This window comes from Pantoea sp. X-Soil-TKNS-1280 (assembly GCF_059730475.1).
In genome coordinates, this window is sequence record NZ_AP035962.1 from 4,250,896 (window position 1) to 4,268,579 (window position 17,684).

The window sequence follows — 17,684 nt, forward strand, 5'->3', positions numbered from 1 at the left end:
CAGCACAGAAAACGAATTATGGAGGTGACATTCCGCCGTTTTTTTATCCGCTTACAGCCGTGAACAATAGGCCTGGTGCCGTCTCACAAAAAAAGAAATGCGCCAGACGCAGCGGCAAACGCTGCGTGGTGAGCGTAAGCCGTGTATACTGTGCAGGAAATCGACTCCGCTCTTTACTCAATTCAAGATAACCATGGCTCAAGGCACGCTCTATATTGTTTCCGCCCCCAGCGGTGCGGGTAAATCCAGCCTGATTCAGGCGCTGTTAAAGACACAGCCGTTGTACGATACGCAAGTGTCTGTTTCCCATACCACCCGTGGCGTGCGTCCCGGTGAAGCTCATGGTGAACATTACTTTTTCGTATCGAAACCGGAATTTGAAGCCATGATTGCCGAGGATGCCTTCCTTGAGCATGCGGAAGTATTTGGCAACTATTACGGCACCTCACGCGCCGCCATTGAGCGAGTGCTGGCAACCGGTGTTGACGTGTTTCTCGATATCGACTGGCAGGGTGCACAGCAAATCCGCAAGAAAATGCCTGCTGCACGCAGCATTTTTGTGTTGCCCCCCTCGACCGAGGAACTGGATCGCCGCCTGCGTGGCCGCGGCCAGGATAGCGAAGAGATTATTGCCCGCCGTATGGCACAGGCCGTGGCTGAAATGAGCCACTATGCCGAATACGATTATTTAATTGTGAATGATGATTTCGATCTGGCGCTGTCCGATCTGAAAACCATTATTCGCGCAGAACGTCTGCGTATGAGTCGCCAGAAATCGCGACATGATGCTTTAATCAGCAAACTATTGGCAGTCTGAATTCACTTTCAGTATTATGCCCAGTCATTTCTTCATCTGTGGAGTAGCACACCTATGGCACGCGTAACCGTTCAGGACGCAGTAGAGAAAATTGGTAACCGTTTTGACCTGGTGTTGGTCGCTGCACGTCGTGCACGTCAGATGCAGGTAGGCGGCAAAGATCCGCTTGTTCCGGAAGAGAACGATAAATCCACCGTTATCGCCCTGCGCGAAATCGAAGAAGGCCTGATCACTAACCAGATTCTGGATGTCCGTGATCGTCAGGAACAGCAAGAGCAGGAAGCCGCTGAGTTACAAGCCGTTACCGCTATCGCTGAAGGTCGTCGTTAACAGCACTCTGCAGGTCAACCTTGTATCTGTTTGAAAGCCTCAATCAACTGATTGAAAAATACTTGCCCGAGGAGCAAATCAAGCGCCTCAGGCAAGCTTATCTTGTCGCACGTGATGCTCACGAGGGACAAACTCGTTCCAGCGGTGAGCCTTACATCACCCATCCTGTTGCCGTGGCCTGCATTCTGGCCGAGATGAAACTCGACCACGAAACGCTGATGGCGGCATTACTGCACGATGTTATCGAAGATACCCCCGCCACTTATCAGGATATGGAACAGCTGTTTGGCAAAAGCGTTGCCGAGCTGGTGGAAGGCGTATCAAAACTCGATAAGCTGAAGTTCCGCGACAAGAAAGAAGCCCAGGCTGAAAACTTCCGCAAAATGATCATGGCAATGGTGCAGGACATTCGCGTCATTCTGATCAAACTGGCTGACCGCACCCACAATATGCGCACGCTCGGCGCACTGCGACCGGATAAACGCCGTCGTATTGCCCGGGAAACCCTCGAAATTTATAGCCCACTGGCCCACCGTCTCGGTATTCATCATCTGAAAACTGAGCTGGAGGAGTTGGGTTTTGAAGCGTTGCACCCGAACCGCTATCGGGTCATCAAAGAGGTGGTTAAAGCGGCGCGTGGTAACCGTAAAGAGATGATTCAGAAGATCCTTTCTGAAATCGATGGCCGTCTGCAGGAGGCGGGGATTCCCTGCCGCGTCAGCGGTCGTGAGAAACATCTTTATTCGATTTACCGCAAAATGCACCTGAAAGAGCAGCGATTTCACTCGATCATGGATATTTACGCCTTCCGCGTTATCGTGAAAGATTTAGATACCTGTTATCGCGTGCTCGGTCAGATGCACAGTCTGTACAAACCGCGTCCTGGACGCGTCAAAGATTACATCGCAATCCCCAAGGCTAACGGCTATCAATCGTTACATACTTCAATGATTGGCCCGCACGGCGTGCCGGTTGAGGTACAAATCCGTACGGAAGATATGGATCAGATGGCGGAAATGGGGGTTGCTGCACACTGGGCCTATAAACAGGCCGGTGAAAGTGGCACCACCGCGCAGGTGCGTGCTCAGCGCTGGCTGCAAAGCTTGCTGGAGCTGCAACAAAGCGCGGGAAGCTCCTTCGAATTTATTGAAAGCGTGAAATCGGATCTCTTCCCGGATGAGATCTATGTATTTACGCCCGAAGGTCGCATTGTCGAATTGCCGGCAGGTGCGACACCGGTCGACTTTGCCTATGCCGTGCATACCGATATCGGCCATGCCTGCGTCGGCGCACGTGTTGACCGTCAGCCATACCCGCTGTCACAAGCGCTGACCAGCGGCCAGACTGTCGAAATCATTACTGCGCCAGGCGCTCGCCCTAATGCGGCCTGGCTCAATTTTGTCGTCAGCTCCAAAGCCCGTGCCAAGATTCGTCAGTTGCTGAAAAACCTCAAGCGTGAGGATTCAGTCAACCTGGGTCGCCGCCTGCTCAGCCACGCGCTGGGAGGCAGCCGCAAACTGGCCGAAATTCCTGCGGAGAATATTCAGCAGGAACTGGAGCGTATGAAGCTGACCAGCTTCGATGATTTGCTGGCGGAAATTGGCCTCGGTAACGCCATGAGCGTCGTTGTGGCGAAAAATCTGCTGCAATCGGGCGCTGAACCGGTCAGCAGCAGTAAACGTAAGAAGCTGCCGATTAAAGGCGCTGACGGCGTGCTGATCACCTTCGCGAAATGCTGCCGCCCGATTCCTGGCGATCCGATCGTCGCACACGTCAGTCCGGGTAAAGGCCTGGTGGTGCATCACGAATCCTGCCGTAATATTCGCGGTTACCAGAAAGAACCGGAGAAATTCATGCCGGTTGAATGGGATAAAGTGACCGATCAGGAATTTGTCGCCGAAATTAAGGTGGATATGTTCAACCATCAAGGCGCGCTGGCTAACCTGACTGCGGCGATCAACACTGCCGGTTCCAACATTCAAAGCCTCAATACCGAAGAACGAGACGGTCGCGTGTATAGCGCCTTTATCCGCCTGACCGCGCAGGATCGCGTCCATCTGGCTAACATTATGCGTAAAATCCGCGTAATGCCGGATGTGATTAAAGTTCACCGAAACCGTAATTAGTGCATGAACGCTCAACGTTTTGCTCGTATTCGCGAGATGCTGGCCCTGCGCCAGCACGATCTCACCGTCTGCATGGAACAGGTGCATAAGCCACACAACGTCTCGGCGGTGATCCGTACCGCCGATGCTGTGGGTATCCATGAAGTGCATGCGGTCTGGCCCAGCGTGCGTATGCGTACCATGGTGTCAGCTTCCGCAGGCAGCAACAGCTGGGTGAAGGTGAAAACTCACCGCAACATCGCCGAAGCGGTCTCTCATCTTAAAGAACAAAAAATGCAGGTGCTGGCGACCAATCTGTCCGCCAAAGCGGTAGATTTTCGCGAGATCGATTACACGCTACCTACCTGTATTCTGATGGGTCAGGAAAAAACCGGTATCACCGCAGAAGCCCTGGCGCTGGCCGATCAGGACATCATTATCCCGATGGTCGGCATGGTGCAGTCGCTAAACGTATCGGTGGCTTCAGCGTTGATTCTGTATGAAGCACAGCGTCAACGGCAAAATGCCGGGATGTACCAGCGTACTTATAGTTTGCTGGATGAAGAGGAACAGCAGCGTTTGCTGTTTGAAGGTGGCTATCCGGTGCTGGCGCGCGTGGCAAAGCAAAAAAAATTGCCCTATCCGCGTATCAACGATGCAGGCGAAGTAGAAGCCGATGCAGAGTGGTGGGCGACCATGCAAGCGACGGGTAAAAAATGAAAGGCCGTCTGCTGGATGCCATCCCGCTCAGTACCCTGACCGGCGTCGGCGCCAGCCAGGCGGCGAAACTGGCCAAAATTGGCCTGTTTACCATCCAGGATCTGTTGCTACACCTGCCTCTGCGTTACGAAGATCGTACCCAACTCTACCGTATTAATGACCTGCTGCCGGGCATCTGGGCCACGGTGGAAGGTGAAGTGCTGCACAGCGAGATCACCTTTGGACGTCGTCGTATGCTGGTGTGCCAAATCAGTGATGGCAGCGGCGTGCTGACCATGCGCTTCTTCAATTTCAACGCCGGGATGAAAAACAGCCTGGCACCGGGCCGCCGTGTCACGGCTTATGGTGAGATCAAACGAGGTCAGCGCGGCGCGGAAATTATCCATCCCGAATATCGCATCCAGGGTGAACACAGCGGCGTGGAATTGCAGGAAACCCTGACGCCGGTTTATCCCACCACCGAAGGCATTCGCCAGGCGACACTGCGCAATCTGACCGACCAGGCGTTAACGTTGCTGGAAAGCTGCCCCATTGCCGAGCTACTGCCGCCGGAACTCAGCGGTGGGCTAATCAGCCTGCCAGACGCCTTGCGCACGCTACATCGCCCACCGCCGGATTTGCGTCTGAGCGAGCTGGAAACGGGGCGTCATCCTGCACAACGTCGTCTGATTCTGGAAGAATTGCTGGCGCATAACCTCAGCATGCTGGCGGTGCGTGCTGGCGCGCAACGTCATCACGCACTGCCGCTACCCGCCAATCATCAACTGGTGGACAAGCTGCTTGCCGCACTTCCCTTCTCCCCAACCGGTGCGCAGCAGAGGGTGGTGGCAGAAATTGAACACGATCTGGCCCACGACTTCCCGATGATGCGTCTGGTACAGGGCGATGTAGGATCGGGTAAAACCCTGGTCGCAGCACTGGCAGCGCTGAATGTGATCGCTTATGGCAAGCAGGTGGCGCTGATGGCACCCACCGAGTTGCTGGCTGAGCAACACGCCAATAACTTCCGCCAGTGGTTTGCGCCACTGGGTATTGAAGTGGGCTGGCTGGCGGGCAAGCAAAAAGGCAAGGCGCGGCAGGCGCAGCAGGAGGCGATTGCCAGCGGCCAGGTAGCCATGGTGGTTGGTACACATGCGCTGTTTCAGGAGCAGGTCCAGTTCAGCGGCATGGCGTTGGTGATTATTGATGAACAACACCGCTTTGGCGTCCACCAGCGTCTGGCACTGTGGGAAAAAGGCGAGGAGCAGGGTTTTCATCCGCACCAGCTGATCATGACCGCCACCCCCATTCCGCGCACCCTGGCAATGACAGCCTATGCCGATCTCGACACGTCAACGATTGACGAACTGCCGCCAGGCCGTACGCCGGTCACCACTGTCGCCATTCCGGACAGCCGTCGTAGTGAGATCATCGAACGCGTTCAGAGCGCCTGCCATGAAGGCCGACAGGCGTATTGGGTTTGTACGCTGATTGAAGAGTCCGAGCTGCTGGAAGCGCAGGCTGCTGAAGCCACCTGGCAGGAGCTGAAAGTCGCGCTGCCAGGGTTGCAGGTTGGTCTGGTTCATGGCCGCATGAAACCGGCTGAGAAGCAGGCCGTGATGCAGGCGTTCAAAGCCAATGAGATCCAGTTGCTGGTGGCCACAACGGTGATTGAAGTTGGGGTGGATGTCCCTAATGCCAGCCTGATGATTATTGAAAACCCGGAACGCCTCGGTCTGGCACAGCTGCACCAGCTACGCGGACGTGTCGGGCGTGGTGCTGTCGCCTCCCATTGCGTGCTGCTGTACAAAGCACCGCTTAGCAAAACGGCACAGAAGCGTTTGCAGGTGCTGCGTGACAGCAACGATGGTTTCGTGATCGCCCAGCATGACCTGGAGATTCGCGGCCCCGGCGAACTGCTCGGCACACGACAAACCGGTAATGCCGAATTTAAAGTGGCCGACTTACTGCGCGATCAAAGCATGATCCCCGAAGTTCAGCGCGTAGCACGTCATATCCACCAGCATTATCCTGAGCAGGCTCAGGCACTGATTGAACGCTGGCTGCCGGAAACCGAGCGCTACAGCAACGCTTAACCCGCATTTTTGCCACGGTCCAGCGTGGTGAAATCGGCAACGAACTTGCTCAACAATCGCGCCAGTTCAGCACGTTCATCGTCTCGCCATGCCTGAAACACATCACCGTAAATTTTCGCACGCGCCGCATCGATTTTATCGGTCATCGCTTTCCCTGCTACCGTGATGGCCGCTTCATTCACACGCTTGTCTTTTGCGCTTTTCTGCCGCTGTGCCAGTCCGATCTCCTCAAGCTTCGCCACCTGACGGCTTACCGTGGTGTAGTCACGGCCAACCCGATCAGCCAGTTCCACCACACCAATCGGACCGAAGCGGCCAATCTGCACCAGTAACGGGAACAACGCCCTATCCAACTGAATATTGGATTCTTTTATTAATAATTCATCGCGTTGCGGGCGATTGAAGGTGCCAACAATTGTCAGCAGCGCATTATGCAGATCATCGAAGGCTGCACTATTATGTGTATTTTGCACACTTTCCATTGACGTCATCCAGAAGCAAATATAATGTGTGCATAATACACATATATTCCGATTAACTGAAGGTGAAAACATGAAAGCAGCCATTGTTTCTGCGGCGGGTGAACTGCCGGTATACGGTGATTTTCCTGAACCTCAGGCTGATGAAAACCAGGTTGTGGTGACAGTCAAAGCCGCCGCGATCAGCCAGCTGGCCAAATCGCGTGCCGCAGGAACTCACTACAGCTCAGCCATGCAGTATCCCTTTATCACCGGTATTGATGGTACCGGTTACCTCAGCAATGGTGACCCGGTATATTTCCTCGCGTTTAATGCCCCCTGGGGCAGCATGGCAGAAAGAACGCAGGTGACAGCCGGAAGTATCATCCCGCTACCGGAGACCCTGGATCCGGTGCTGGCTGCAGCTCTCGCCAACCCGGGTATGTCTTCCTGGGCCGCCTTAACGCGTCGGGCGCAGCTTGCTCAGGGCGAGACGGTGCTGATCAACGGGGCGACAGGAACCTCAGGCGGGCTGGCGGTGCGTATTGCCCGTCATTTGGGAGCCGGAAAAATTATCGCCACCGGACGCAACCGTGAAGTGCTGGAACAGCTGCGCGCCCAGGGAGCGGATATCACCCTGACGCTGGATGCATTACCAGCAGCATTGCCAGCACTGATGGCAGAGGGCATTGATGTGGTGCTGGATTATCTGTGGGGCCAGAGCGCACTCGATATCATGCACGCGGCCGTTGCCGGTGGTGAGAAGGTGGTGCGTTTTGTGCAGATTGGCTCGTTGAGCGGTCAGGAGATCCCACTGCATAGCAAATTACTGCGCTCATCAGGGCTGACGCTGATGGGGAGCGGCCTTGGCAGCGTGTCCGACTCAGAACTGGTGGCCTGTATCGGCGAGTTGCTGGCCGCAGCCGCGCAGAGCGATTTCTCCATTCCATTCCAGATGCGCCCGTTGAGTGAAGTGCACGACGCATGGCGTGAAGATGACAGCCGCTGCCGCACGGTATTTACCCTCTGACGATCGGGAAGTGAAAAGGGGCATTGCAAACGTTTGCTTTCATTCTGCATCGGTTTAAAATCGCCCCTTTGTTGTGATTGAGAACGTCCACCATGTCCGTCAATACCGCTGAATCCCGCCAGCCTGCCAGTGCCGCAACCGCGGCAAAAAGTGAACTGATTTATCGTCTTGAAGACCGCCCACCTTTGCCGCAAACGCTGTTTGCTGCCTGTCAGCATCTGCTGGCGATGTTTGTCGCGGTGATTACCCCAGCCTTGCTGATTTGCCAGGCGCTGGGTTTGCCCGCGCAGGATACACAGCACATTATCAGCATGTCGCTGTTCGCCTCTGGCGTGGCGTCAGTGCTGCAAATCAAAACCTGGGGACCGGTCGGATCGGGCCTGCTGTCGATTCAGGGCACCAGTTTTAACTTTGTTACCCCACTGATTATGGGTGGCATGGCGCTGAAAAATGGCGGAGCCGATGTGCCCACCATGATGGCCGCGCTGTTCGGTACCCTGATGGTTGCCTCCTGTACCGAGATGGTACTGTCGCGCGTGCTGCATCTGGCGCGTCGCATTATTACGCCGCTGGTATCGGGCATTGTGGTGATGATCATCGGCCTGTCGCTGATTCAGGTGGGGTTAACCTCTATCGGCGGTGGCTTTGCGGCGATGAACGACCATAGCTTCGGCGCACCAAAAAACCTGTTGCTGGCAGGCGTGGTGCTGTTGGTGATTATTCTGTTGAATCGCCAGCGTAATCCGTATCTGCGAGTCGCTTCACTGGTGATTGCCATGGCGGTAGGCTACCTGCTGGCGTGGGCACTGGGCATGCTGCCGGAAAATACCACGCCAGCCAATCAGGCGCTGGTTTCGGTGCCGTCTCCGCTTTACTACGGACTCGGCTTCGACTGGAATCTGCTGATTCCGTTGATGCTGGTATTTATGGTGACCTCACTGGAAACCATCGGCGATATCACCGCCACCTCCGATGTTTCTGAACAGCCGGTGAGCGGCCCGCTGTACATGAAGCGTCTGAAAGGCGGCGTACTGGCGAATGGCCTCAACTCTTTTGTATCGGCATTGTTCAATACGTTTCCAAACTCCTGCTTCGGCCAGAACAATGGCGTGATTCAGCTGACCGGTGTGGCCAGCCGTTATGTTGGCTTTGTGGTCGCACTGATGTTGATTGTGCTTGGCCTGTTCCCGGCGGTCAGCGGCTTTGTGCAACACATCCCTGAACCGGTACTGGGCGGCGCGACCATTGTGATGTTTGGTACGATTGCCGCATCAGGTGTGCGCATCGTTTCCCGCGAACCGCTGAACCGTCGCGCCATTATGATTATCGCGCTGTCACTGGCGGTAGGTTTGGGCGTTTCGCAGCAGCCATTGATTCTGCAGTTCGCACCGGACTGGCTGAAAACCCTGCTTTCCTCGGGTATTGCCGCTGGCGGCATCACCGCTATCGTGCTTAACCTTATCTTCCCACAGGAAAAGTAATCTTCCGGGCAGGCTGATGCCTGCCTGATATTTATCCGCTTTTACATCCAGGCTGTTGAGCTGCAACGGTAATTCAGGCATAACAGCATCTTACCGGATAAAAGATCGGGATGGATGCGATGAAATTTCTTGGAAAGTTTTTCCTTACCTTACTGCTGCTAATTCTGCTGGCCTTTGTCATCCTGTATGTGTTGCTGCAAACACAGTGGGGTGCAGGCTGGTTTAGCCGTTGGGTGAGCGACAAAACCGACTGGCATCTTTCCCTCAGCAAAATCGAACATAACTTCTCTGCGCCTTCGCACATCATCCTTGATGACTTTAGCTTTGGTCACGACGGTCAGCCTGCGGTGCTGGTCGCCAGCCACGTCGATCTCGGTCTGGCGCTGGTGCAGTTTAGCGATCCTCTACACTTTAGCAGCATTGAATTGCGTGATGGCGAAGTTAACCTGGCGAACCTGACCCCGGATAACGCGTTGCCGGTGCAAGCCGATCGCCTGCAGCTGAATAATATGCGTATCGACAGCCCACGCAGTGCCCTGCCAATGTTTGCCCGCAAGGTAAACGGTGGCGTTGTGCCGTGGAAGCCAACGGCCAGCGATATGCTCGGCAGCGACGCACAATTCCAGATGAGTGCCGGTGAAATGACGCTGGACGGCGTACGCGGTAATAATGTGCTGTTGCAGGGGAATGTGGCACAGCGCCGCCTGGTGCTGAGTAATATCGGTGCCGATCTGGCACGCGGCTCAATGACCGGTGATGCCGAGCGCGATGCACAGGGCAACTGGAAAATTAACCAGCTGCGCCTCAATGATATCCGCCTGCAAACCCATAAAGACCTGCTCGATTTCCTCAACCCTATCAGCGACGTGCCATCGGTGACGATTAATCGCCTCGATATGACCGACGCGCGCTTGCAGGGGCCAGACTGGGCGGTAACTGACCTTGATTTAACCCTGAAAAATCTGACCTGGCGCGGTAATGACTGGCAGAGCGATGATGGCTCGCTGGCGATGAATGCCGGAAACTTTATTAACGGTACTTTTGAGCTGAATGATCCCATCGTCAATGCCGACTTTTCACCGCAGGGCATTGCGCTGACGCAGTTCAGTTCACGCTGGGCCAATGGTGTGATACGTGCCAGCGGTAACTGGACGCGTAACGATAAACGCCTGACTCTGGATGAACTGGCGGTGGCCGGGCTGGAATATACCCTGCCGCAAAACTGGCGCGACCGCTGGCAGCAGAGTTTACCGACCTGGCTTGATAGCGTGCTGCTGAAGCGCGTAACGGCCAACCGTAACCTGATTATTGATATTAATCCGGCGTTTCCGTTCCAGATGACGGCGCTCGACGGCAGTGGCGAAAACCTGTTGCTGGCACGTCAGCAGCAATGGGGCATCTGGGCGGGCAAAGCCAGTTTCAACGCCGCCGAGGCCACCTTTAACCGCACCGATTTACGCCATCCATCGATTAGCTTTAACGCGGACGATCAGCAAATTCAGGTCAGCGAGATGAGCGCTTTTAACGGCAGTGGCTTACTGGAGGGCACGGCTACCGTCGGCCAGCAGGCACAGCGTCCGTTAACATTGCATCTGAAAGGCCAGGCGGTTCCGGCCAATATCCTGGAAAACTGGGGCTGGCCAGCACTGTCGTTGAATGGCAATAGTAATTTACTGCTGCAAGTGAACGGTTCACTGAGTGCGACGTCGCCATTACGCCCGAGTGTCAACGGTACTCTGTCGGTGACGACCGATACCCAGTCAGTGCAACAGGCCATGCATGGCGGGCAGGTTCAGCCGTAACGTGAGGGGTAACGGCGATCGTGCCGTTACCCTGACTTCACTAATCAATACGCGCGCCGGAACCACCCTCTTCCAGCGGTCCCTGGGGATCGGCGGGTAACACGATATATACCCCTTCAAACACCGCACCCAGCTCCTCATCACCAAACAGCTCAACTTCCATCTGCACCCGCGCTTTACGTCCACGCGCCAGACGATCGAGATCGCCACTGAGCGAGCCAAGATCGGCAATCGCGCCCGGACGGCCACTGATCGGTTTGCTATAACGAATGTGCGCATCGGCAAGAATGATGGTGCCGCCCAGATGACGTTCGCGCAGCAGCAACCAGATCAATCCCCAGCCAGTGAGCGTGGCCAGCGAGAACAGACTACCGGCAAACAAGGTGTGATGCGGGTTCTGGTTACCGGTTTCCGGCATGGTGGTGGCAAACTTCTGCCCGGTATATTGCAGGATACGCACCCCCATTTTTTCACTCAGCGGGATATGCTCATACCAGGCCTGCTGCAACTGCCCACACCAGTCGGCACGATGCAGAATATCATCCAGCGTCACCACCGGTTTGATCATCAGGAAATGGCGTACCGGCGTGGTTTGCGGTGCCGTAATTTCCCCCTGATTAACGAAACCGAGCTTGGCGAAGAATTCGACGGCATCCTCGCGGGCGCTACAGGTCACGCGTTTTGCCCCTTCCTGACGCGCCACTGACTCCAGCGTCATCGCCACCAGCGTTCCCAGGCCTTTACCCTGCACCGACGGATGCACAGCGAGGAAGCGGATAGCCGCTTCATTTTCAGCATTGATATACAACCGCCCGACCGCCACTGGCTTGCCCTGCTCATCCACCACCATCTGATGATGAGCCAGCGCATCCCAGGCATCCCGTTCGGAACCCTGCGGCTGGCGCAACGGTTTACGTAACATTTCCCAGCGGAACTGGTAGTACATATCCAGTTCTTCAGCGGTTTGCGGTACGCGAAGATGATACATAAAGTGATTCTCTCGTTCGGAGCTTACGTGGCTGATCCCTTGCCGCTCGGCTGAAAATCTCACACCTGCAACCAAAAGGTCACCGGACCATCGTTAACCAGCGCTACCTGCATATCGGCAGCAAAGCGGCCATTAGCGGTTGTCACGCCCTGCTCACGGCAGCACGCACTGAAATAGTCATAGAGGCGCTCGGCTTCCGCCGGTTCAGCACCACCCGAGAAGGAGGGGCGCATGCCTTTTTGCGTGTCAGCGGCCAGCGTAAATTGTGAAACCACCAGCACGCTGCCGCCCGCCTGCTGCACATTGAGATTCATTTTGTCGTTCTCGTCACCGAAGATGCGATAACCCAGAACGCGCTCGCACAATCGCTGTGCTTTTTTTTCATCGTCGCCCTTTTCAACACCCAGCAACACCAGCAAACCGGCACCAATCTCTCCCACAATCGCGCTGTCGACGCTGACACTGGCGCGACTGACGCGTTGAATCAAAGCAATCATGTTTCCTCTCGTTCTTTTTCTCGTTCCCGCTGTTTTAACTGACGATAGTCATCCAGCGTGACGGTGATTTCTGCACCTAACAACACAATACACCAGGTCCAGTAAACCCATAGAAACAGAATAGGGATTACCGCCAGCACCCCGTAAATTAACTGATACGAGGGAAACATCGTAACATAGAGCGCAAAGCCTTTTTTGCCCAGCTCAAACAGCAGGCCAGCCACCACCGCACCGACCAGCGCATCGCGCCCAGGGACACGGCGCGTCGGCACAATGCTGTACAACAGCCAGAAGGCGAGAATCGAGAGGAGTAAAGGGAAGATGCGCAGCACCTGCTCTATCAGGCTGTTGACGCCCGAGACGTTCACCCAGCGCAACGACAGCAGATACGAGCTGATGGCCAGACTGGCCCCCGCCAGTAGCGGCCCAAGGGTCAGAATCATCCAGTAGACGGCAAACGAGTACACCACAGGCCGCTTTTTATCACTGCGCCAGATGACGTTCAGGGCGCTGTCGACCGAATGCATCAATAGCAACGCCGTGACGATCAGGCTTACCGCTCCTACCGCAGTCATTTTATTCACGTTGGCGACGAACTGTTCCAGATAGCGCTGGATGGTGTTGCCCGCCGCTGGCACGAAGTTGGTGAAGATGAAGTTTTTCAGCTGCTCGCTGATGTCGGAGAACACCGGAAAAGCGGCAAATAACGCAAACACCACCGCCACCAGAGGCACCAGCGCCAGCAAAGAGACGTAGGCAAGATTGCCCGCCTGCGTCGTCATGTTGTCTTCATCAATGCGCCGCCACAGCAGTTTTAGCCACAGGAAAAATGCGTGTGAGGAGTGGCGCAGATGTCGCAACCACATCACTCAGAGACGGCCTGCAAACCAGGCGGGCACGGTCTTGCTGTCGGTAACCAGCACGCTATCAATGCCGAGCGCGCGCGCGGCCTCAATATTGGCGTGGTTATCATCGAAGAACACTGCCTGATCTGCTGTGAAACCTTCGTTCTCCAGCACATGATGATAGATGCGAGCTTCCGGTTTGCGCATACCGACATCCTGCGACATATAGAGAGTGTCAGCAGCCTGTTTTACTTCGGGATATTGCGTCGGCCAGAATTCATAATGTAGCCGGTTGGTATTGGAGAGGATTACCACACGATGCCCATCCGCACGCAGTTTATTCATCACCGCCAGCGTATCCGGGCGCACGTCAATAAACACCGCCTGCCAGCCGGTGGTGAATTGTTCGTAACTGAGCGCAATATCCAGCTGGTCGCACAACCGGGCGGCGAAATGCTGATCGCTGATCTCACCCCGTTCGTGTTGTTCAAAAGCTTCATCCATCCGAAAGCGGCTTTGTAGCATTGCCAGCGGAACGCGTCCCAGGTCACTCCAGACACCGAGCACACGGTTGAAATCAATATCAACAATCACATTGCCTAAATCAAAGATGTAGAGCATGACGCCTCCTTATATTCCCTGGATCATTCACTCTAGCGGCAAATAGGGGGACTGAACAGGCGGGACGGCGGTGAAATCCGCGATCTGGAAGCGGGCGCACCCTTCCACTTTGCAGGCCGGGTGCGGCTTACATTAAGAAATGGCCTCACGCGTTATCAGACAATTGCCCAATATTCAGGCAAAAAAAAGCCCCGCATTGCGGGGCTTCTTCTGTTCGTTTTCGCTTAGTCTTTGCTGCCGCGAGACGCACGCTTACGGTCGTTCTCGGTCAGGTGACGTTTACGAATACGTACTGACACCGGCGTCACTTCTACCAGTTCGTCGTCATCGATGAACTCGATAGCCTGCTCCAGCGTCATCTTGACCGGCGGAACCAGAGTGGTTGCTTCATCAGTACCTGACGCACGCATGTTGGTCAGTTTTTTACCGGTCAGGCAGTTTACAGTCAGGTCATTAGAACGGCTGTGAATACCGATGATCTGACCTTCATAAACTTCCGCACCGTGACCCAGGAACAGCTTACCGCGATCCTGCAGACCGAACAGGGCGAAGGCTACCGCTTTACCCTGACCGTTGGAGATCAGTACGCCATTCTGGCGCTGGCCCACTTCACCCGGACGAACGTCGTCGTAGTGGCTGAAGGTGGAGTACAGCAGACCGGTACCTGAAGTCATGGTCATGAATTCGTTACGGAAGCCAATCAGACCACGGCTTGGGATCACGTAGTCAAGACGCACACGGCCTTTACCATCCGGGTCCATGTTTTTCATGTCGCCTTTACGCTCACCCATCGCCATCATCACAGAACCCTGGTGGGTTTCTTCGATGTCCAGGGTCACGTTCTCGAACGGCTCCTGCTTACGGCCTTCGTGCTCACGGAAGATAACTTTCGGACGGGATACCGCCAGTTCGTAACCTTCACGACGCATGTTTTCGATCAGAACTGACAGGTGCAGCTCACCACGACCAGAAACGCGGAATGCATCAGCATCAGCAGTTTCTTCAACACGCAGTGCCACGTTGTGTACCAGCTCTTTGTTCAGACGCTCCAGAATCTGGCGCGAAGTCACGTATTTACCTTCTTTACCGCAGAACGGTGAGGTGTTTACGTTAAAGAACATGGTCACAGTCGGCTCATCCACGCTCAGAGCAGGCAGCGCTTCAACATTCTGCGGATCACAAATGGTGTCAGAAATGTTCAGCTCACCCAGACCGGTGATCGCGATGATATCGCCAGCTTCAGCAAGGTCGCTTTCGATACGTTCCAGGCCGAGGTGGCCCAGCACTTTACCGACTTTACCGTTGCGGGTTTTGCCTTCGCTATCGATGATCGTAACCTGTTGGTTCGGCTTCACTTTACCGCGTTTGATGCGGCCGATACCGATAACACCCAGGTAGTTGTTGTAGTCCAGCTGAGAGATCTGCATCTGCAGCGGCGCTTCAACTTCAACCTGCGGCGGGGAAACACGGTCAACGATCGCCTGATACAGCGGGGTCATGTCGTCAGCCATGTCGTTGTGGTCCAGACCCGCGATACCATTCAGCGCTGAAGCATAAATGATCGGGAAGTCCAGCTGTTCGTCCGTCGCATCAAGGTTAACGAACAGGTCAAATACCTGATCCACCACCCAATCCGGACGTGCGCCAGGACGGTCGATTTTGTTAATAACAACAATCGGCTTCAGGCCGTGGGCGAATGCTTTTTTGGTTACGAAGCGGGTTTGCGGCATCGGGCCATCCATCGCATCAACAACCAGCAGCACCGAGTCCACCATGGACATTACGCGCTCAACTTCACCACCGAAGTCGGCGTGTCCCGGGGTATCAACGATGTTGATACGGTAATCATTCCATTTGATGGCGGTGTTTTTTGCGAGGATGGTAATTCCACGCTCTTTCTCCAAATCGTTGGAGTCCATCACACGCTCAGTCGCTTCGGTACGGGCGTCGAAAGTACCGGACTGTTGCAGCAGTTTATCAACCAGGGTGGTCTTACCATGGTCGACGTGCGCGATGATGGCGATGTTACGCAAATTTTCGGTCACAGCTTTGCCTCAGGCATTATAGAAATAACGCGGTATTGTACACGGATTAAGCGGAAGACTGAACATGATCACAGATTTCGCCTAAAGTTTCTTGAAGTGCTGGTTTTTAGCACCAATTGCGGTGCATTAATCTGCACTGCGATGGCGTTTTGCACCATTACGGTGCTTAAATTCGCCAGCAAAGCACCATTTAAGTGCACTCAATCCATCCTGGTGCAGCCACCGACTCACTAAAGGGCGCACCACAGCACGATTTTACCTGTAATAAAAAAGTTGGCACAGAATTCGCTTTAGTATTTTCAAGCGAAAACGACAGTTGCACAACGGTTGAAGAGCTTGCCGAGATCTTTGGTTAGGAGATGTCAGAAGCCATGGCACATTCCAGGCAACGAAGTTCTCTCACCACGACGACAATGACAATTTCCAGGAGAGTTGAGTATGTCCGCTGAACACGTTCTCTCGATGATGAACGAGCACGAAGTTAAGTTTGTTGACCTGCGTTTTACCGATACCAAAGGTAAAGAACAGCACGTTACTATCCCTGCTCACCAGGTTAACGCTGACTTCTTCGAAGAAGGCAAAATGTTCGATGGCTCCTCCATCGGTGGCTGGAAAGGCATTAACGAATCAGACATGGTGCTGATGCCGGACGCAACCACTGCCGTTCTGGATCCGTTCTTCGAAGACCCGACGCTGATCATCCGTTGTGACATCCTTGAGCCAGGCACCATGCAGGGCTACGATCGCGACCCGCGTTCAATTGCTAAGCGCGCTGAAGATTTCCTGCGCTCTTCTGGCATCGCTGATACCGTTCTGTTTGGACCTGAGCCGGAATTCTTCCTGTTCGATGACATCCGTTTCGGTTCTTCTACTTCTGGTTCACACGTTGCTATCGACGATATCGAAGCAGCATGGAACACCGGTAAAGAATACGAAGGCGGTAACAAAGGTCACCGTCCGGGTATCAAAGGTGGTTACTTCCCGGTTCCTCCGGTTGACTCAGCTCAGGACATCCGTTCTGCCATGTGTCTGACCATGGAGCAGATGGGTCTGGTGGTTGAAGCGCATCACCACGAAGTAGCAACTGCTGGTCAGAACGAAGTGGCTACCCGCTTCAACACCATGACCAAAAAAGCTGACGAAATTCAGATCTACAAATACGTTGTTCACAACGTTGCTCACGCTTACGGCAAAACCGCAACCTTCATGCCGAAGCCAATGTTTGGTGACAACGGTTCAGGTATGCACTGCCACATGTCCCTGTCTAAAGGCGGCGTGAACCTGTTCTCTGGCGACAAATACGGCGGCCTGTCTGAAACTGCTCTGTTCTACATCGGCGGTATCATCAAGCACGCTAAAGCCATCAACGCCCTGGCTAACCCGACCACCAACTCTTATAAGCGTCTGGTCCCAGGCTACGAAGCACCGGTAATGCTGGCTTACTCTGCCCGTAACCGTTCTGCTTCAATCCGTATCCCGGTTGTTGCCAGCCCGAAAGCGCGTCGTATCGAAGCGCGCTTCCCGGACCCGGCTGCTAACCCGTACCTGGCATTCACCGCACTGCTGATGGCTGGCCTCGACGGCATCATCAACAAGATCCACCCTGGTGATGCGATGGACAAAAACCTGTATGACCTGCCGCCGGAAGAAGAAGCTGAGATTCCAAAAGTGGCTGGTTCACTGGAAGAAGCGCTGAACTGCCTGAACGAAGACCGCGAGTTCCTGACCCGTGGTGGCGTGTTCACTGACGACGCTATCGACGCGTACATCGAACTGCGTAAGTCTGAAAATGACCGCGTTCGCATGACTCCGCACCCGGTAGAGTTCGAGCTGTACTATAGCGTTTAATCCTATGGAATATTCGGCGGAT

The 17,684-nt window shown here is 54.7% G+C and carries 15 protein-coding genes; 9 read left to right on the forward strand and 6 right to left on the reverse strand.

The features are described 5' to 3' along the window. The first annotated feature begins 193 nt into the window (after positions 1-193). The 5 genes from gmk to recG are packed head-to-tail and all read left to right on the forward strand — an operon-like array spanning position 194 to position 6,047. Positions 194-817 carry a guanylate kinase gene (gmk, locus tag AC6I8X_RS19870; protein ID WP_313685424.1) on the forward strand — a complete coding sequence of 208 codons (624 nt, stop codon included), beginning with the start codon at positions 194-196 and terminating at the stop codon, positions 815-817. Positions 818-871: 54 nt separating this feature from the next. Continuing rightward, complete coding sequence (gene rpoZ / locus AC6I8X_RS19875; protein WP_016191359.1) at positions 872-1,147, forward strand: DNA-directed RNA polymerase subunit omega; 276 nt, start codon at positions 872-874, stop codon at positions 1,145-1,147. A 20-nt stretch (positions 1,148-1,167) separates the two neighbouring features. Then, the gene (gene spoT, locus AC6I8X_RS19880) at positions 1,168-3,273 is read left to right on the forward strand and encodes a bifunctional GTP diphosphokinase/guanosine-3',5'-bis pyrophosphate 3'-pyrophosphohydrolase (RefSeq protein ID WP_497840341.1); all 2,106 of its coding nucleotides are present in this window, start codon (positions 1,168-1,170) and stop codon (positions 3,271-3,273) included. 3 nt (positions 3,274-3,276) lie between these two features. Next, positions 3,277-3,972 (forward strand): tRNA (guanosine(18)-2'-O)-methyltransferase TrmH, encoded by a 696-nt coding sequence (gene trmH / locus AC6I8X_RS19885; RefSeq protein ID WP_313685416.1) that lies wholly within the window; start codon positions 3,277-3,279, stop codon positions 3,970-3,972. Further along, complete coding sequence (recG, locus tag AC6I8X_RS19890) at positions 3,969-6,047, forward strand: ATP-dependent DNA helicase RecG (protein WP_313685414.1); 2,079 nt, start codon at positions 3,969-3,971, stop codon at positions 6,045-6,047. Before trmH ends, recG begins: the two co-directional genes overlap by 4 nt. Here the strand turns inward: recG and AC6I8X_RS19895 are convergent. Then, positions 6,044-6,529 carry a MarR family winged helix-turn-helix transcriptional regulator gene (locus tag AC6I8X_RS19895; RefSeq protein WP_497840342.1) on the reverse strand — a complete coding sequence of 162 codons (486 nt, stop codon included), beginning with the start codon at positions 6,527-6,529 and terminating at the stop codon, positions 6,044-6,046. The two genes, recG and AC6I8X_RS19895, sit on opposite strands and share 4 nt — an antisense overlap. 70 nt (positions 6,530-6,599) lie before the next feature. Here AC6I8X_RS19895 and AC6I8X_RS19900 point away from each other — a divergent pair, with 70 nt between their 5' ends. The 3 genes from AC6I8X_RS19900 (at position 6,600) to AC6I8X_RS19910 (ending at position 10,818) form a co-directional block, all read left to right on the forward strand. Further along, the gene (locus AC6I8X_RS19900) at positions 6,600-7,535 is read left to right on the forward strand and encodes a quinone oxidoreductase family protein (protein ID WP_497840343.1); all 936 of its coding nucleotides are present in this window, start codon (positions 6,600-6,602) and stop codon (positions 7,533-7,535) included. 92 nt (positions 7,536-7,627) lie between these two features. Next, the gene (locus AC6I8X_RS19905) at positions 7,628-9,016 is read left to right on the forward strand and encodes a nucleobase:cation symporter-2 family protein (RefSeq protein ID WP_313685410.1); all 1,389 of its coding nucleotides are present in this window, start codon (positions 7,628-7,630) and stop codon (positions 9,014-9,016) included. Positions 9,017-9,135: 119 nt separating this feature from the next. Then, on the forward strand, positions 9,136-10,818 hold the full coding sequence (locus AC6I8X_RS19910; RefSeq protein ID WP_313685408.1) for an AsmA family protein: 1,683 nt from the start codon (positions 9,136-9,138) through the stop codon (positions 10,816-10,818). Positions 10,819-10,858: 40 nt separating this feature from the next. On the opposite strand, the gene fabY is transcribed toward AC6I8X_RS19910, so the two are convergent. The 5 genes from fabY to typA all read right to left on the reverse strand — a co-directional run bounded on the left by fabY (position 10,859) and on the right by typA (position 15,814). Continuing rightward, positions 10,859-11,806: a fatty acid biosynthesis protein FabY gene (gene fabY, locus AC6I8X_RS19915; protein ID WP_084878029.1), complete on the reverse strand. Its 948-nt coding sequence runs from the start codon at positions 11,804-11,806 to the stop codon at positions 10,859-10,861. Positions 11,807-11,865: 59 nt separating this feature from the next. Further along, positions 11,866-12,303, reverse strand: coding sequence for a D-aminoacyl-tRNA deacylase (gene dtd / locus AC6I8X_RS19920; protein ID WP_084878032.1), 438 nt, complete (start codon positions 12,301-12,303; stop codon positions 11,866-11,868). Next, positions 12,300-13,169: a virulence factor BrkB family protein gene (locus tag AC6I8X_RS19925; RefSeq protein WP_299449157.1), complete on the reverse strand. Its 870-nt coding sequence runs from the start codon at positions 13,167-13,169 to the stop codon at positions 12,300-12,302. The genes dtd and AC6I8X_RS19925 overlap by 4 nt, the downstream gene beginning before the upstream one ends. 3 nt (positions 13,170-13,172) lie before the next feature. After that, positions 13,173-13,769, reverse strand: coding sequence for a glucose-1-phosphatase (gene yihX / locus AC6I8X_RS19930; protein ID WP_313685405.1), 597 nt, complete (start codon positions 13,767-13,769; stop codon positions 13,173-13,175). 224 nt (positions 13,770-13,993) lie between these two features. After that, entirely contained in the window at positions 13,994-15,814 is a 1,821-nt protein-coding gene (typA, locus tag AC6I8X_RS19935; protein ID WP_299449134.1) for a ribosome-dependent GTPase TypA, read from the reverse strand. Between the two features lie 438 nt (positions 15,815-16,252). Here typA and glnA point away from each other — a divergent pair, with 438 nt between their 5' ends. Beyond that, positions 16,253-17,662 (forward strand): glutamate--ammonia ligase, encoded by a 1,410-nt coding sequence (gene glnA, locus AC6I8X_RS19940; RefSeq protein WP_084878041.1) that lies wholly within the window; start codon positions 16,253-16,255, stop codon positions 17,660-17,662. The last annotated feature ends 22 nt before the right edge of the window (positions 17,663-17,684 follow it).

Excerpts from the sequence above, each read along its gene's own strand:
- gmk (WP_313685424.1), top strand. The coding sequence starts at position 194 with ATGGCTCAAGGCACGCTCTATATTGTTTCCGCCCCCAGCGGTGCGGGT.
- rpoZ (WP_016191359.1), top strand. The coding sequence starts at position 872 with ATGGCACGCGTAACCGTTCAGGACGCAGTAGAGAAAATTGGTAACCGT.
- trmH (WP_313685416.1), top strand. The coding sequence starts at position 3,277 with ATGAACGCTCAACGTTTTGCTCGTATTCGCGAGATGCTGGCCCTGCGC.
- recG (WP_313685414.1), top strand. The coding sequence starts at position 3,969 with ATGAAAGGCCGTCTGCTGGATGCCATCCCGCTCAGTACCCTGACCGGC.
- AC6I8X_RS19895 (WP_497840342.1), bottom strand. The coding sequence starts at position 6,529 with ATGGAAAGTGTGCAAAATACACATAATAGTGCAGCCTTCGATGATCTG.
- AC6I8X_RS19900 (WP_497840343.1), top strand. The coding sequence starts at position 6,600 with ATGAAAGCAGCCATTGTTTCTGCGGCGGGTGAACTGCCGGTATACGGT.
- AC6I8X_RS19905 (WP_313685410.1), top strand. The coding sequence starts at position 7,628 with ATGTCCGTCAATACCGCTGAATCCCGCCAGCCTGCCAGTGCCGCAACC.
- AC6I8X_RS19910 (WP_313685408.1), top strand. The coding sequence starts at position 9,136 with ATGAAATTTCTTGGAAAGTTTTTCCTTACCTTACTGCTGCTAATTCTG.
- fabY (WP_084878029.1), bottom strand. The coding sequence starts at position 11,806 with ATGTATCATCTTCGCGTACCGCAAACCGCTGAAGAACTGGATATGTAC.
- dtd (WP_084878032.1), bottom strand. The coding sequence starts at position 12,303 with ATGATTGCTTTGATTCAACGCGTCAGTCGCGCCAGTGTCAGCGTCGAC.
- AC6I8X_RS19925 (WP_299449157.1), bottom strand. The coding sequence starts at position 13,169 with ATGTGGTTGCGACATCTGCGCCACTCCTCACACGCATTTTTCCTGTGG.
- yihX (WP_313685405.1), bottom strand. The coding sequence starts at position 13,769 with ATGCTCTACATCTTTGATTTAGGCAATGTGATTGTTGATATTGATTTC.
- glnA (WP_084878041.1), top strand. The coding sequence starts at position 16,253 with ATGTCCGCTGAACACGTTCTCTCGATGATGAACGAGCACGAAGTTAAG.